Consider the following 14444-nt stretch of genomic DNA (forward strand, 5'->3'; position numbering starts at 1 on the left):
ATTCAGGCCGATTCCTGTTCGTGATCCCCACTTTGCAGCTTCTCCTCGCGCTTGCCCCGCCCCTTTTTGCGGCTTCGTGGCTTTCCCGGGAAGAGTGGGAAATCGTTGATGATTTTCGCGCTTTCTTCTGCCATGAGTGGGCGCATGGTGGAGAGAAGCGCCTTGAACAGGCCCGGATTGCTTTCCTCCTCCCCAGCCAGCAGCGCCTTCATGTGCGCGCGCTGGGTGGGCATGCGGAAACAGGCCGGGCAGTTGTCCTTGATCACCGGCAGGCCGCGCTCGCCGGCGAAGGCGGCCAGCTGGCGCTCGCGGACATAGACCAGCGGGCGGATGATGCGCACATCGCCGGCATCGTTGGTGTAGCAGGCCTTCATGGTCTGCAGTCGGCCGCCATGGAAGGCCGACATCAGGAAGCTCTCCGCCAGGTCGTCCAGATGCTGGCCCAGGGCCAGCACGTTGTAGCCGTGGCGGCGGGCCGTGGTGTACATGGTGCCGCGCTTCATGCGCGCACACCAGCTGCAGTAGGAATCCTTCTGCATGTGATCCCGGGCCCGTTCCATGATGGGCTCGCGCTGGTAGTGGAAGGGGATGCCGAGCGCCGCCAGGTGGGGGGCGAGGGTCGAGGGGTCGAAGCCTTCCACCATGGGGTCGACGGTCAGCGCGGCCAGCTCGAAGTGTACCGGGGCGTGGCGCTGCAGGTGGCGCAGCAGGTGCAGCAGGCTCAGCGAGTCCTTGCCGCCGGACAGGCCGAGCAGGATGCGGTCGCCGTCGCGGATCATCCGGTAGTCGGCGATGGCTCGGCCAAGCGGCCGCAACAGGGCCTTGGGAGGGGTGAGGTCCATGGGTCGCTAAAGGTACCGGGGGCATGGGGGCGCTGGCAAGCATCGCCCCAGCGGGAGTACCAAGGCGGCGCCTTGGCAAGGAAGGCCGCTCCCCTTGCCGGCTTCGCCCTGAGCATCGAATCCTTGATGCAATAGGCGGGCTATACTTCGCAAGGTGATCCGGCGCGGCCGGATGAGGAGTGTCAGGCAATGGACAAGGTGGAAAGGGAACCCGTCGCTATCTCGCCCCAGCAGGCCTGGGAGATGCTGCAGCAGGACCCGCGCACGGTGTTGATCGACATCCGCTCGAACATGGAATACCTGTTCGTAGGTCATCCGACGGGTGCGGTACACGTGCCCTGGATCGATGAGCCGGACTGGACCGTCAATCCGCATTTCGTCACCCAGGTACGGCAGGTGGTGCTGGGTGGCATCTGTGCCGAGGGCGCGGCGGGTTGTGTGCCGGTGATCCTCATCTGCCGCAGCGGCAAGCGTTCGCTGGAGGCGGGACGGGCCCTGCTGGAGAGTGGCTTCACCCAGGTCTACCACGTCGACGAGGGTTTCGAGGGTGAGCTGGATGAGCACCACCACCGCAGCAGTGTCGGTGGCTGGCGTTTCCATGGCCTGCCCTGGGAACAGTGCTGAGCCGGCTGGGCCCCCCGGGCGGTCTGCGTTGACTCCCTCCCTGCTCCCGCCTATAGTGGCCCATTCCGGCGATTTCGCCGATAACTAGAAGGGCGGAGAGCCGTCGGCGGATGCATGGGCTGCGGCGCGATCGACCCTTGAGAAGTAACGATATTTGTAGAGTCAGGACAGGACTGTTGCCTTGTGCCGGGCACGTGACAGCAGGAATCGTCCGCTGCCTTAAAAACCAAGATCTATCGTATGCATCATGCACTCGATGCAGTGTGTGGCTAGGAGGAGGACACGATGTCGGAAACAACCCCCAATGAACAGCTGGATCAGTGGCTGAACGAGAAGCTGGACGAACTGTTGCCGCAGAAGCTCGAGGCGATCGAGGAGAGCCGGACGCCGAGCATGGCGATCATTGCCACCAAGGGCACGCTGGACTGGGCCTATCCGCCCTTCATTCTGGCCTCGACGGCGGCGGCGCTGGGCTGGGAGACCAGTGTGTTCTTCACCTTCTACGGTCTGCTGCTGCTGAAGAAGAAGATCGAGGCCAAGGTGAGCCCGCTGGGCAATCCGGCGATGCCGATGAAGATGCCCTTTGGCCCGAAGTGGTTCCAGGACATCAACTGGCCGATGCCGAACCTGATCATGGCGGGTATTCCGGGTTTCGAGTCGGTGGCCACGACGCTGATGAAGAAGACCTTCAAGAACAAGGGCGTGGCGACGGTGGAGGAGCTGCGCGAGCTGTGCATCGAGGCCGAGGTGAAGATGGTGGCCTGCCAGATGACGGTGGACGTGTTCGGCTTCAGCACCGACGAGTTCATCGACGGTGTGGACTACGTCGGCGCCACCTACTTCCTGCCGGTCGCCAAGGACTCGGACGTCTGCCTGTTCATCTGAGGCCGATGCGAGGAAGAACCCGAAAGCCCGCCCTGTGCGGGCTTTCGTCTTTCTGAGAGCCGGGTTCCGGCTCTGACGGACTTCCGGCAGGAGCGCCCATATGGAAACCTCCCTCTATCCCGAGATCGGCCCCTATGTCCAGCACACGGTCGCCGTGGTCCCGCCGCACCGCCTGCACGTCGAGGAGTGTGGCAACCCGGCCGGCCTGCCGGTACTGGTGCTGCACGGTGGGCCCGGCGCAGGCTGCGAGCCCTATCAGCGGCGGTTCTTCGATCCCGAGCGCTACCGCATCGTACTCTTCGACCAGCGGGGCTGTGGCCGTTCCACGCCGCATGCCAGTCTGGAGGGCAACGACACCGCGGCCCTGGTGGCGGACATCGAGGCCATCCGCCGGCATCTGCAGATCGACCGCTGGCTGGTATTCGGTGGCTCCTGGGGCTCGACCCTGGCGCTGGTCTATGCCCAGGCCCACGGCGAGCGGGTGCTCGGCCTGGTGCTGCGCGGCATCTTCCTCTGCCGGCCGCGTGACCTGCACTGGTTCTACCAGGATGGGGCCAGTCGCCTGTTTCCGGACTATTGGGAGGATTTCCTGGATCCCATCCCGCCCGCAGAGCGCGACGACCTGATGGCGGCCTACCACCGCCGGCTGACCGGTGACGACGAGGTGCAGCGCATGGCCGCGGCCAAGGCCTGGTCGCTGTGGGAGGCGCGAACGGCGACCCTCTCTCCGCGCAAGGACGTGGTCAGGCATTTCGCCGATCCCTTCACCGCACTCGCCCTGGCGCGCATCGAGAGCCATTATTTCATCAATCGGTGCTTCCTGAAGCCGAACCAGATCCTCGAGGATGCCGGCCAGTTGGCGGAGATACCCGGCATTATCGTGCATGGGCGCTACGATTGCGTCTGCCCGCCGGAGCAGGCGCAGGCCCTGGCCCGGGCCTGGCCGGCGGCGCGGCTGCAGATTGTGGATGCGTCCGGGCACTCGGCCACCGAGCCCGGCATCGCTGCGGCCCTGGTGGCGGCCACCGACGAGATGGCCGCCCGGCTGATCTCTCGGGCATGATCGGGCTGCTCCAGCGGGTCAGCCAGGCCGAGGTCCGGGTTGCCGGCGAGCGCGTCGCTGCGATCGGGGCGGGGCTGCTGGTGCTGGTCGGGGTGCAGCGGGGGGATGGCGCGGCCGAGGCCGACCGCCTGCTCGACCGTCTGCTCGGCTACCGGGTGTTTGCGGATGACGCAGGGCGGATGAACCTGGCCCTGACCGAGGTGGGGGGCGGTCTGCTGCTGGTGCCACAGTTCACCCTGGCGGCGGACACCCGCAAGGGGATGCGGCCGAGCTTCACACCGGCCGCGGCACCGGCCGAGGGGCAGCGCTGGTTCGAGTACCTGCTGGCACGCGCCCGGGAGCGTCATGCGCCGGTGGCGGCTGGCCGCTTCGGGGCCGACATGCAGGTGGCCCTGGTCAACGAGGGACCGGTGACCTTCTGGCTGGAGGTGCCCCCCGTCCGCTGAGCGCGCGGCGGCCGCCTGGAATCTCAGGAACCCGCCGAGAGCGCGGCTTGCCCGCCCCGGGACAGGTCCAGGCGGCCGGTCAGGCGCCATTCGCCCGAGGCCGGCTGGAGCTGGAGGTACCAGCGGGCCGCCGGTGCCGCGCTGATCCCGGCCACGTATTCTCCCCTGGCATTGCGTTCCAGGATCAGGCTGCGGTCCAGTTCGGCGCGGGTCGGATGAACCAGGTGCAGTTCCAGATGATCCAGTGTGCTCAGGGTGGCGTTGTCGCCGTTGAGGGTGATGCGCAGTTCGCTCTGCTCGGGGAGGAAGCGCAGCAGGCCGGACAGGCCGAGCTCGGCGGCGCGATGCTCACGGTCCAGCGCCTGGTTGATGGCCAGGCCTTCCTTGTAATAGTCGTCCACCACCAGGCTGTCCTGGCTCTGCACGGCGATGTAGACCGTGGCCAGGCCGCCGATCACCGCCGAGGCCGGCAGGGCGATCAGAAACCAGGGCCAGAACTGGCGGTACCAGGGGGGCGGCTGTGCCGGATCGTTCATTCTAACCTCCTGCCGGGCCGAGGAAACGGGCCCGCTGTTCGATGTGGATGCTCGGGTCGTCGACCGCCTGCAGGGTGAAGCTGATCTCGTTGCTGGGCTGCTTGAGGTTGATCGGATCGATCCGCAGTCGCAGCGGCAGGTTGATCACGCTGCCCGCCGGCACCTCGATCTGCTCTCGGCCGGTGTCGAGCTCCAGCTCCGGTAGCCCCTCCGCCTTGAGGGTGTAGCTGTGCGGCCGCTCGTCCATGTTGATCAGCTTGAGGATGTAGACGTTCTCGATCAGCCCGGTGTCGGTCTCCCGGTAGAGGGTGTTGCGGTCGCGGATGATGTCCAGGCCGACCGGGACGCGCTGGGAGATGGAGTAGACCAGGCCGGCGCTGAGCAGCAGCAGCAGGCCGCCGTAGAGCAGGGTGCGGAAATGGAGGATATGACTGGACTTGCCCTCCATGCGGTTCTCGGTGGTGTAGCGGATCAGGCCCTTGGGATAGCCCATCTTTTCCATCACCTGGTCGCAGACGTCGATGCAGGCGGCACAGCCGATGCACTGGTACTGCAGGCCGTTGCGGATGTCGATGCCGGTCGGGCAGACCTGGACGCAGAGGGTGCAGTCGATGCAGTCGCCGAGGCCCAGGGCCTGCGGATCGGCTCCGCGCTTGCGGGCGCCGCGCGGCTCACCGCGCTTTTCGTCATAGGCGATGACCAGGGTGTCCTTGTCGAACATCGCGCTCTGGAAGCGGGCATAGGGGCACATGTAGATGCACACCTGTTCCCGCAGCCAGCCGGCGTTGCCATAGGTGGCGAAGCCGTAGAAGAAGATCCAGAAGCTTTCCCAGGGGCCGAGCGACAGGTTCATCAGCGAGGTCGACAGCTCGCGAATGGGGGTGAAGAAGCCGACGAAGGTGAAGCCGGTCCAGGCGGAGAACAGCAGCCAGAGGAGGTGCTTGGTGGCCTTGATGCGGAACTTGGTGGCGTTCAGCGGCATCCGGTCGAGCTTCATCTGCTTGGGGCGGTCGCCCTCGATGCGGTGCTCGATCCACATGAAGACCTCGGTCCAGACGGTCTGCGGACAGGCATAGCCGCACCACAGGCGCCCGGCCAGGGTGGTGAAGAAGAACAGGGCCAGGGCGGCGATCACCAGCAGCCAGGCCAGGTAGAAGAAGTCCTGGGGCCAGAAGGTCAGGCCGAAGAGGTAGAACTTGCGGTCCGGCAGGTCGAAGAGCACCGACTGGTGGCCGTCGAAGTCGATCCAGGGCAGGAAATAGTAGAGACCGAGCAGGACCAGCACGGCCAGCCAGCGCAGCCTGGCGAAGGGTCCCTGGACCTCCCGGGCGTAGATCTTCTTGCGTTTCTGATAGATTGGCTCGTCGGGCTGCCCGTTGCCGGCAGCGGCTTTCTGGGTCGTGTTCATGCCTGATCCGTCGTTGGGTTCTTGTCGTGTCGCCACAGGGGCTGACAGACGATGGATGACACAGGTTGACCGGGCGTGCGGCGGCGCGGGCCCGGCCGAGGCCACCATTCTAGGCCAATTCGATGTCGCGGGCTCTGCGACCTTTTGCAGGCGTTGCCGCATCGCGGATGCGGCTGCCAGCAATCGACCTAGTTAAGAAGAAACTAATATACTTGTCCTGTGCCCTGGAGTTGCTGATCTGGAGCAAGTTTCCCGCGCATTTTTGCCGTCCCAGATGGCGGTGACGGGCAAAAAGGGGGCATCGCGGACGGCCGGAGAATCACGGCCTGGCGACCACTCCCACCCGGCATGGCGGTATCCCCTGTAGGAGCGATCGTCAGATCGCGAAAAGATCGAGCCGCTGTCCCCGGCGTTAGCAGGAGAGCAAAAAAAAACGGCGGGCACCAGGCCCGCCGTCACCACCGGAAGGGTTCCGGTTACTTGGCTGACAAGCTGTAGATATAGGCTGCCAGCAGGTGCACCTTGTCCTCGCCGAGGAACTCGCGGTGCGCCGGCATGCGACCGTTGCGTCCTCCGGCAATGGTCTTGCGGACGGTGCCGGGCGAACCGCCGTACAGCCAGATGTTGTCGGTCAGGTTGGGGGCGCCGAGGGCCGGGTTGCCCTTGCCGTCCATGCCGTGGCAGGCGGCACACATGGTCTCGAAGCGGACCTTGCCGGCCTCGGCCTTGGCGCTGTCGACCTTGCGGCCGCTGAGCGACAGGACATACTCTGCCACCTCGTCGACGCCCTGCTCGCCGAGCGCGTCTTTCCAGGCCGGCATGGCGCCCTGGCGACCATCGAGAATGCTCTTCTCGATGGTGGCCGGATCACCGCCGTACAGCCAGTCGTTGTCGGTCAGGTTGGGGAAGCCGCGGGTGCCGCGGGCATCCGAGCCATGACAGACCGAGCAGTAGTTGAGGAACAGCCGCTGGCCGATCTTCACCGCCTGCCGGTCCTTGGCCAGGCTGGCGATGTCCTGCTGGGCATAGCGGGCGAAGATCGGGTCGTACTTGGCGGCGGCCGCCTGCATCTCGGCGTCGTACTGGTTTTCCTCGGTCCAGCCGAGCACGCCCTGGAAGCTGCCCAGCCCCGGGTAGAGGACCAGGTAGGCGGCGCTGAAGATCAGCGTGCCGTAGAACAGCCACAGCCACCAGCGCGGCAGGGGGTTGTTGAACTCCTGCAGGGTCTCGTCCCAGGTGTGACCGGTGACCTCGCCGGCAGCGGCCTCGCCGGCGCGCTTCTTCGAGGTCCAGACGATCAGCCACCAGCAGGCAAGGATGTTGCCGACGGTGAGCAGGATGACCCACCAGTTCCAGAATTCACTCGAGAACGTAAAATCATTCATGGGTCTCGTCCTTCTTCTGATTGTCTGTGACTACAGGGATGTCGTCTTCGACAAAGGGCAGGTTGGCCGCTTCCTCGAAGGCCTGCTTGCGCTTGCTGCTCCAGGCCCAGATCCAGACGCCGATGAACGAGGCGAAGACCAGGACGGTGAACAGCGAGCGGATGTCGTTGATGTCGATGTTCATGTCGATTACCTCCGCGCCTTGATCACGGTGCCCAGATTCTGCAGGTAGGCGATCATGGCATCCATCTCGGTCTTGCCCTTGACGGCTGCCGTTGCCCCGGCGATGTCCTCATCGGTGTAGGGCACGCCCAGGGTGCGCAGCACCTTCATCTTCTTCGGCGTGTCGGCACCATCGAGGACGTTCTCGGCCAGCCAGGGGAAGCCCGGCATCACCGATTCCGGCACCACGTCACGCGGGTTCATCAGATGCACCCGGTGCCATTCGTCAGAGTAGCGGCCGCCGACGCGCGCCAGATCCGGACCGGTGCGCTTGGAGCCCCACTGGAAGGGGTGGTCATAGACGAACTCGCCAGCCACCGAGTAATGGCCATAACGCTCGGTCTCGGCGCGGAACGGCCGGATCATCTGCGAATGGCAGAGGTAACAGCCCTCGCGGACGTAGATGTCACGTCCCTCCAGCTGCAGGGCAGTGAGTGGCTTGAGGCCCTCCACCGGCTCGGTGGTGCTCTTGAGGAAGAACAGGGGCACGATCTCGACCAGACCGCCGACGCTGATCACCAGCAGGATCAGGATCGCCATCAGGCCGACATTTTTTTCAACTACTTCATGGCTCATGAGTGAATCCCCCTTAGGCCGTCTGCGGAATGGCGCCTTCGACCGGACGGTTGCCCGAGACGGTCTTGACGACGTTGTAGGCCATGATCAGCATGCCGCTCAGGAACACGGCGCCGCCGAGGAAGCGTACGAAGTAGAAGGGATGCATGGCCTCCACACTCTCGACGAAGCTGTAGGTGAGGGTGCCGTCATCGTTGACCGCACGCCACATCAGGCCCTGCATGATGCCGGAGATCCACATCGACACGATGTACAGCACCACGCCGATGGTCGCCGTCCAGAAGTGCAGGTCGACCAGCTTGATGGAGTACATCTGCTCGCGGCCGAACATGCGCGGGATGACATAGTACATGGAGCCGATCGACACCATGGCCACCCAGCCCAGGGCGCCGGAGTGGACGTGGCCGATGGTCCAGTCGGTGTAGTGGGACAGCGAGTTGACCGTCTTGATGGCCATCATCGGTCCCTCGAAGGTCGACATGCCGTAGAACGACAGCGAGACGATGAGGAACTTGAGGATCGGATCGGTGCGCAGCTTATGCCAGGCGCCGGACAGGGTCATCATGCCGTTGATCATGCCACCCCAGGACGGTGCCAGCAGGATCAGCGAGAAGATCATGCCCACCGACTGGGTCCAGTCGGGCAGCGCGGTATAGTGCAGGTGATGCGGGCCGGCCCACATGTAGGTGGAGATCAGGGCCCAGAAGTGCACTACCGAGAGGCGGTAGGAGTAAACCGGCCGGCCTGCCTGCTTGGGCACGAAGTAGTACATCATGCCAAGGAAGCCGGCGGTCAGGAAGAAGCCGACCGCGTTGTGACCGTACCACCATTGCACCATGGCATCGATGGCGCCCGGATAGACCGAGTAGGACTTGGTCAGGGTGACCGGTAGTGCGGCGCTGTTGACCACATGCAGCACGGCGATGGTCAGGATGAAGGCGCCGTAGAACCAGTTGGCCACGTAGATATGAGAAGTGCGCCGCTTCATGATGGTGCCGAAGAAGACGATGGCGTAGCACACCCAGACCACGGTGATCAGCAGGTCGATCGGCCATTCCAGCTCGGCGTACTCCTTGCTGGTGGTGATGCCCAGCGGCAGGGTGACCGCGGCCAGCACGATGACCAGCTGCCAGCCCCAGAAGGTGAAGGCGGCCAGCCCGTCCGAGAACAGCCGTGTCTGACAGGTGCGCTGTACGACGTAGTAGGACGTCGCGAACAGTGCCGAGCCGCCGAAGGCGAAGATCACGGCATTGGTATGCAGCGGACGCAGGCGGCTGAAAGTCAGCCAGGGCGTATCCATGTTGAGTTGCGGCCAGACCAGTTCGGCGGCGATAAACACGCCGACCAACATGCCAACGATGCCCCAGATGACGGTCATGATGGCGAACTGGCGTACGACCTTATAGTTGTAAGTGGTCGATGTATCCATTGGACAACCTCACGCAAGATTGATTGAACCCTAGATGGCCGACCCGGCTGGTGCCGGCCGGGGACGGGCTTGTGCTGCCGTGCCTGGGGCTGCCGTCGCACGCCACGTGGGGCGGTCCCCTGAGCCGCTGGAATCTCCCCTGTTGCACTGGATGGCCTGCTTCCCCCGAGGGGGCGGCGGCCGGCCATGTGTCTCGTCGTTTAGAAGATTCTTAAATACCCGGGGTGATGCTCCGGGTCCAGCGGGCGCAAGGACGCCGTCCGACATGCGCGTGCAGCCGGAAGCCGATCTGCCGCAGGGACAAGCCCCCCATTGCGCCAGATCGCACAGGCGGTAGTGTGCGCAGCAAGGGAACTTCGAGGAATGACCCAAGTCAAAAAAAGGTTATGTTCCCGTGACAGGAACGGCTGGAAGCTCAGCTGGAGCGGGGGTGGCGCGCCGGGTCGATGCCGGCCATGCGCTGCAGGCCGTCGAGGTCGTGGATGATCAGGTGCTTGCGGTCGACATTGAGCAGGCCTTCCTGCTGGAAGCGGGAGAACAGTCGGCTGACGGTCTCCACCGCCAGGCCCAGGTAGTTGGCGATGTCGGTGCGCGACATGCTGAGATTGAATTCCAGGGCCGAGAACTTGCGTTCCTGGAAGCGCTGGGAGATGCGCAGCAGGAGTGCCGCCAGGCGTTCCTCGGCGGACTTTTTCCCCAGCCAGATCATCATGTTCTGATCTTCGAGGATTTCCCGGCTCATGATTCGCAGCAGCTGGCGCTGCAGACCGGGGATGCGGTTGCCCAGGGCTTCCAGCTGGTCGAAGGGGATCTCACAGACGCTGGTGGTCTCCAGGGCCCGGGCCGAGCAGGGATGGCGGTGGCTGGTGATGGCATCCAGGCCGACGATCTCGCTCGGCAGGTGGAAGCCGGTGACCTGTTCGTCGCCATTGCCGCTACTGGTGAAGGTCTTGATGGAGCCGGAACGGACCGCGTAGATGGCGCGGAAGGGGTCGCCCATCTGGAACAGGTAGTCGCCGCGGTGCAGTGGCTTGCGCTGCTTGATGATGCGGTCCAGGGCCTCGATGTCGTCATGGGCCAGTTCCAGGGGCAGGCACAGCTGGTGCAGACTGCAGCTCTCGCATGCGGTCTTGATGTTCGACAGGCTGATGACTTTCGGGTTGGAAGCGCTCATAAGCAGGGGCTCGTCACCATGTCCGTGTGCCCGAAGGCCGCATGTCTGCATTGGATCAGATTCCTTGATACAAATCAATTAAACTTTAGATAGCACCCAGAGGGGTGCCGGCGCCGGCTGCGGCCGGCTGGCCGTGGCTGGGCGGTCGCTGAAAAGTGTTCTAACCAGGCGCGTTTTCCGTTAGGATTCATCACGTTTTCAAATTCTCGGCGGGCGGCCCGGTGCCGCTCCCCACCATTCTGCCAGAGGTCGGAGCATGCAGCGTCAGTCGGAAGTCACGCGGGAAACCCTGGAGACCCAGGTCGAGGTCAGGGTGGATCTCGACGGCAGCGGCCGCTGCCGTCTGGATACCGGCGTGCCCTTTCTGGAGCACATGCTGGAGCAGGTGGCGCGCCACGGCCTGGTCGACCTGGAGATCAGCGCCCGCGGCGACCTGCACATCGATGCCCACCACACGGTGGAGGACATCGGCATCACCCTGGGGCAGGCCTTCCGCCAGGCGCTGGGCGACAAGCAGGGTATCCGCCGCTACGGTCATGCCTATGTGCCGCTGGACGAGGCGCTGTCGCGGGTGGTGATCGACTTCTCCGGCCGGCCGGGGCTGGTCTATGCCGTCGACTACCCGCGGGCCCGGATCGGTGACTTCGATGTCGACCTGTTGCGCGAGTTTTTCCAGGGCTTCGCCAATCAGGCGCCGGCCACGCTGCACATCGATGGCCTGCGCGGTGACAACGCCCATCACGTCGCCGAGACGGTGTTCAAGGCCTTCGGCCGGGCGCTGCGCATGGCGCTGGAGGCCGATCCGCGGATGTCGGGTGTGATACCCTCCACCAAGGGAAGTCTTTGAATCCATCTGTGGGCCGCCGTACCCCTGAACCCAATGCTCTGAATCCCCAATGAACTCCGTCGCGATCATCGATTATGGGATGGGCAACCTGCATTCCATCGCCAAGGCGCTGGAGCATGTGGCCGGGGGGGCGCAGGTCCAGATCACCCGCGAACCGCGGCGGATCCTGGCCGCCGCCCGGGTGGTGTTTCCCGGCGTCGGCGCCATCGGCCACTGCATGGAGGAGCTGCGTCGCCTGGAACTCGTGGGCGTGATCCGCGAGGCGGCCGCGACGCGGCCGCTGCTGGGGGTCTGTCTGGGCATGCAGGCGCTGCTGGAGTTCTCGGAAGAAAACGAGGGTACGCCGGCGCTGGGTCTGATCCCGGGCCGGGTGCGGCGCTTCCCGGAGGGGCTGCGCGATGCCGCCGGCGAGCGGCTCAAGGTGCCGCACATGGGCTGGAACCAGGTCCAGCAGCGGCCGCATCCGCTGTGGGCGGGCATCCCCCAGGACAGCCGCTTCTATTTCGTGCACAGCTACTATGCCGAGCCGGCGCAGGAGGCGCACGTTGCCGGCCGGACTGATTACGGCCTGACCTTTGCCTCGGCCATCGGCCGCGACAACCTGTTCGCGGTCCAGTTTCACCCGGAGAAGAGCCAGACGGTCGGGCTGCGGCTGCTGGCCAATTTCCTTGCCTGGGACGGGACGGTCTGAGGCCGCAGCACCCGAAGCCAGCGGAGACGTCGAGAGGAATGCATCCATGCTGCTGATACCCGCCATCGATCTGAAGGACGGCAAGTGCGTGCGCCTGCGTCAGGGGCGCATGGAGGAGGAGACGGTATTCTCGGAGGACCCGCTGCAGGTGGCGGGCCGCTGGGTCGAGGCCGGTGCCCGGCGCCTGCACATGGTCGATCTGAACGGTGCCTTCGCCGGCGAGCCGGTCAACGCCGAGGTGATCCGCCGGGTGGCCGAGGCCTTTCCCGAGCTGCCGATCCAGGTCGGTGGCGGCATCCGCGACGAGGACACGGTGCAGACCTATCTCGATGCCGGCGTGCAGTACGTGATCATCGGCACCAAGGCGGTCAGCGCGCCGCATTTCGTCAACGACCTGTGCCTGGAATTTCCCGGCCACATCATCGTCGGTCTGGATGCCAAGGAGGGCAAGGTGGCCATCGACGGCTGGTCCAAGCTGTCCAACCATGATGTCATCGACATGGCCCAGCACTTCGAGCGCGACGGGGTGGAGGCGATCATCTACACGGACATCAGCCGTGACGGCATGATGAGCGGCGTCAACATCGAGGCCACGGTGCGCCTGGCCCGGGCCATCACCATCCCGGTCATTGCCTCGGGCGGCATCACCAACCTGGACGATATCCGCCGCCTCTGCGAGGTGGCCGACGAGGGCATCGTCGGCGCCATCACCGGCCGCGCCATCTACGAGGGCACGTTGGATTTCGCCGAGGGCCAGAAGCTTGCCGACGAGCTCGAGGCCGGGCACTGAGGGGCGGACGATGGGCCTGGCCAAACGCATCATCCCCTGCCTCGACGTCGATGCCGGCCGCGTCGTCAAGGGGGTGCGCTTCGTCGAGATCCGCGATGCCGGTGACCCGGTGGAGGTGGCCCGCCGCTACGATCAGGAAGGCGCCGACGAGATCACCTTCCTCGACATTACCGCCAGTTCCGATCAGCGGCAGACCATGGTACAGGTGGTGGAGCAGGTCGCCGGCGAGGTGTTCATCCCGCTGACCGTTGGCGGCGGCATCCGCGAGCTGGCCGACATCCGCCGCATGCTCAATGCCGGTGCCGACAAGGTGGCCATCAACACCGCCGCCGTGCACCGCCCCGAGTTCGTCGGCGAGGCCGCCGAGCGCTTCGGTTCGCAGTGCATCGTGGTGGCCATCGACGCCAAGCAGGTCGAGACCGGCGAGACGCCGCGCTGGGAGATCTTCACCCACGGCGGACGCAAGCCGACCGGCATCGATGCCGTGGACTGGGCGCGGCGCATGGTCGCGCTCGGTGCCGGCGAGATCCTGCTCACCAGCATGGACCGCGATGGCACCCGCGACGGCTTCGATCTGGCCCTGACCCGGGCCGTGGCCGATGCCGTCGAGGTGCCGGTGATCGCCTCCGGCGGGGTCGGCGGGCTGCAGCATCTGGTCGAGGGCGTCACCGAGGGTCATGCCGACGCCGTGCTGGCGGCGAGCATCTTCCACTTCGGCGAATACAGCATCCGCGAGGCCAAGGAGTACATGGCGAAACATGGTATCGAGGTGCGGCTGTGAGCGAGGCCTGGCTGGACGAGATCAAGTGGACTGCGGACGGCCTGGTGCCGGCCATCGCCCAGGACGCGGCGAGCGGCGAGGTGCTGATGTTCGCCTGGATGAATCGCGAGGCACTGCGGCTCACCGCCGAGCGCGGGCAGGCCGTCTACTGGTCGCGTTCACGCGGCCGGCTGTGGCCCAAGGGCGAGTCCTCCGGCCACGTGCAGTGGGTGCGGGAGATCCGCGTCGACTGCGACAAGGACGTGGTGTTACTGAAGATCGAACAGATCGGCGGCATCGCCTGTCATACCGGACGGCACAGCTGTTTCTACAACCGTCTGGAGGACGGGCGCTGGGTGGCGGTGGAGCCGGTCCTGAAGGATCCGGCGGAGATCTACAAATAGCCCTGCGGGAGCAGGCGGATGGGGGCACGATGAGCGACGTTCTGCAACGTTTGGCGAAGATCCTCGAGGAACGCAAGGCGGCGGATCCCGAGGCCTCCTATGTCGCGCGGCTCTATGCCGGGGGCATGGACGCCATCCTGAAGAAGGTCGGCGAGGAGGCCACCGAGACCCTGCTCGCGGCCAAGGGCGGGTCCGATGAACAGCTCGTTTATGAAACCGCCGATCTGTGGTTTCATAGTCTGGTCATGCTGGCCCATCGCGGGCTGGGGCCGGAGGACGTGCTGCGCGAGCTGCAGCGCCGCTTCGGCCTGTCGGGCCTGGAGGAAAAGGCGGCGCGTGGCGCCAAGACGCATTCATGAAGT

18 protein-coding genes are annotated in these 14444 nt (G+C 65.2%); 10 read left to right on the forward strand and 8 right to left on the reverse strand.

Going from position 1 to position 14444, the window contains the following annotated elements:
- Positions 1-2 precede the first annotated feature (2 nt).
- Entirely contained in the window at positions 3-842 is an 840-nt protein-coding gene (locus QVG61_RS00645) for an ATP-binding protein (RefSeq protein ID WP_289931367.1), read from the reverse strand.
- A gap of 189 nt (positions 843-1031) precedes the next feature.
- Here QVG61_RS00645 and QVG61_RS00650 point away from each other — a divergent pair, with 189 nt between their 5' ends.
- The 4 genes from QVG61_RS00650 to dtd all read left to right on the forward strand — a co-directional run bounded on the left by QVG61_RS00650 (position 1032) and on the right by dtd (position 3860).
- Positions 1032-1466: a rhodanese-like domain-containing protein gene (locus tag QVG61_RS00650; RefSeq protein WP_289931368.1), complete on the forward strand. Its 435-nt coding sequence runs from the start codon at positions 1032-1034 to the stop codon at positions 1464-1466.
- Between the two features lie 393 nt (positions 1467-1859).
- Positions 1860-2351 carry a DsrE/DsrF/DrsH-like family protein gene (locus QVG61_RS00655; protein WP_289932734.1) on the forward strand — a complete coding sequence of 164 codons (492 nt, stop codon included), beginning with the start codon at positions 1860-1862 and terminating at the stop codon, positions 2349-2351.
- A gap of 100 nt (positions 2352-2451) precedes the next feature.
- Positions 2452-3414 carry a prolyl aminopeptidase gene (gene pip, locus QVG61_RS00660; protein ID WP_289931369.1) on the forward strand — a complete coding sequence of 321 codons (963 nt, stop codon included), beginning with the start codon at positions 2452-2454 and terminating at the stop codon, positions 3412-3414.
- Positions 3411-3860 carry a D-aminoacyl-tRNA deacylase gene (gene dtd, locus QVG61_RS00665; protein ID WP_289931370.1) on the forward strand — a complete coding sequence of 150 codons (450 nt, stop codon included), beginning with the start codon at positions 3411-3413 and terminating at the stop codon, positions 3858-3860. Before pip ends, dtd begins: the two co-directional genes overlap by 4 nt.
- Positions 3861-3883: 23 nt before the next feature.
- On the opposite strand, the gene QVG61_RS00670 is transcribed toward dtd, so the two are convergent.
- The 7 genes from QVG61_RS00670 to fnr form a co-directional block, all read right to left on the reverse strand.
- Positions 3884-4396 (reverse strand): FixH family protein, encoded by a 513-nt coding sequence (locus QVG61_RS00670; protein WP_289931371.1) that lies wholly within the window; start codon positions 4394-4396, stop codon positions 3884-3886.
- Position 4397: 1 nt separating this feature from the next.
- Positions 4398-5804: a cytochrome c oxidase accessory protein CcoG gene (ccoG, locus tag QVG61_RS00675; protein WP_289931372.1), complete on the reverse strand. Its 1407-nt coding sequence runs from the start codon at positions 5802-5804 to the stop codon at positions 4398-4400.
- A 476-nt stretch (positions 5805-6280) separates the two neighbouring features.
- On the reverse strand, positions 6281-7189 hold the full coding sequence (gene ccoP, locus QVG61_RS00680) for a cytochrome-c oxidase, cbb3-type subunit III (RefSeq protein WP_289931373.1): 909 nt from the start codon (positions 7187-7189) through the stop codon (positions 6281-6283).
- Positions 7182-7367, reverse strand: coding sequence for a cbb3-type cytochrome c oxidase subunit 3 (locus QVG61_RS00685; protein WP_289932798.1), 186 nt, complete (start codon positions 7365-7367; stop codon positions 7182-7184). Before QVG61_RS00685 ends, ccoP begins: the two co-directional genes overlap by 8 nt.
- Before the next feature lie 11 nt (positions 7368-7378).
- Entirely contained in the window at positions 7379-7987 is a 609-nt protein-coding gene (gene ccoO, locus QVG61_RS00690; protein WP_289931374.1) for a cytochrome-c oxidase, cbb3-type subunit II, read from the reverse strand.
- Positions 7988-8000: 13 nt separating this feature from the next.
- Positions 8001-9416, reverse strand: a complete 1416-nt coding sequence (ccoN, locus tag QVG61_RS00695) for a cytochrome-c oxidase, cbb3-type subunit I (RefSeq protein ID WP_289931375.1) — start codon at positions 9414-9416, stop codon at positions 8001-8003.
- A 415-nt stretch (positions 9417-9831) separates the two neighbouring features.
- Positions 9832-10590 (reverse strand): fumarate/nitrate reduction transcriptional regulator Fnr, encoded by a 759-nt coding sequence (gene fnr, locus QVG61_RS00700; protein ID WP_289931377.1) that lies wholly within the window; start codon positions 10588-10590, stop codon positions 9832-9834.
- Between the two features lie 256 nt (positions 10591-10846).
- Here fnr and hisB point away from each other — a divergent pair, with 256 nt between their 5' ends.
- From hisB to QVG61_RS00730, 6 genes are read left to right on the forward strand one after another with little or no spacing between them, the layout of a single operon-like run.
- On the forward strand, positions 10847-11437 hold the full coding sequence (gene hisB / locus QVG61_RS00705) for an imidazoleglycerol-phosphate dehydratase HisB (protein ID WP_289931378.1): 591 nt from the start codon (positions 10847-10849) through the stop codon (positions 11435-11437).
- Between the two features lie 49 nt (positions 11438-11486).
- The gene (gene hisH, locus QVG61_RS00710; protein ID WP_289931379.1) at positions 11487-12128 is read left to right on the forward strand and encodes an imidazole glycerol phosphate synthase subunit HisH; all 642 of its coding nucleotides are present in this window, start codon (positions 11487-11489) and stop codon (positions 12126-12128) included.
- A 46-nt stretch (positions 12129-12174) separates the two neighbouring features.
- Positions 12175-12918 carry a 1-(5-phosphoribosyl)-5-[(5-phosphoribosylamino)methylideneamino]imidazole-4-carboxamide isomerase gene (gene hisA / locus QVG61_RS00715; RefSeq protein ID WP_289931380.1) on the forward strand — a complete coding sequence of 248 codons (744 nt, stop codon included), beginning with the start codon at positions 12175-12177 and terminating at the stop codon, positions 12916-12918.
- Between the two features lie 10 nt (positions 12919-12928).
- On the forward strand, positions 12929-13699 hold the full coding sequence (hisF, locus tag QVG61_RS00720; RefSeq protein ID WP_289931381.1) for an imidazole glycerol phosphate synthase subunit HisF: 771 nt from the start codon (positions 12929-12931) through the stop codon (positions 13697-13699).
- Entirely contained in the window at positions 13696-14082 is a 387-nt protein-coding gene (hisI, locus tag QVG61_RS00725; RefSeq protein ID WP_289931383.1) for a phosphoribosyl-AMP cyclohydrolase, read from the forward strand. The genes hisF and hisI overlap by 4 nt, the downstream gene beginning before the upstream one ends.
- 29 nt (positions 14083-14111) lie before the next feature.
- Positions 14112-14441, forward strand: coding sequence for a phosphoribosyl-ATP diphosphatase (locus QVG61_RS00730; RefSeq protein WP_289931384.1), 330 nt, complete (start codon positions 14112-14114; stop codon positions 14439-14441).
- Positions 14442-14444: the final 3 nt, after the last annotated feature.

This window comes from Thiohalobacter sp. IOR34, assembly GCF_030406045.1.
In the GTDB taxonomy this organism is placed as follows: Bacteria; Pseudomonadota; Gammaproteobacteria; order Thiohalobacterales; family Thiohalobacteraceae.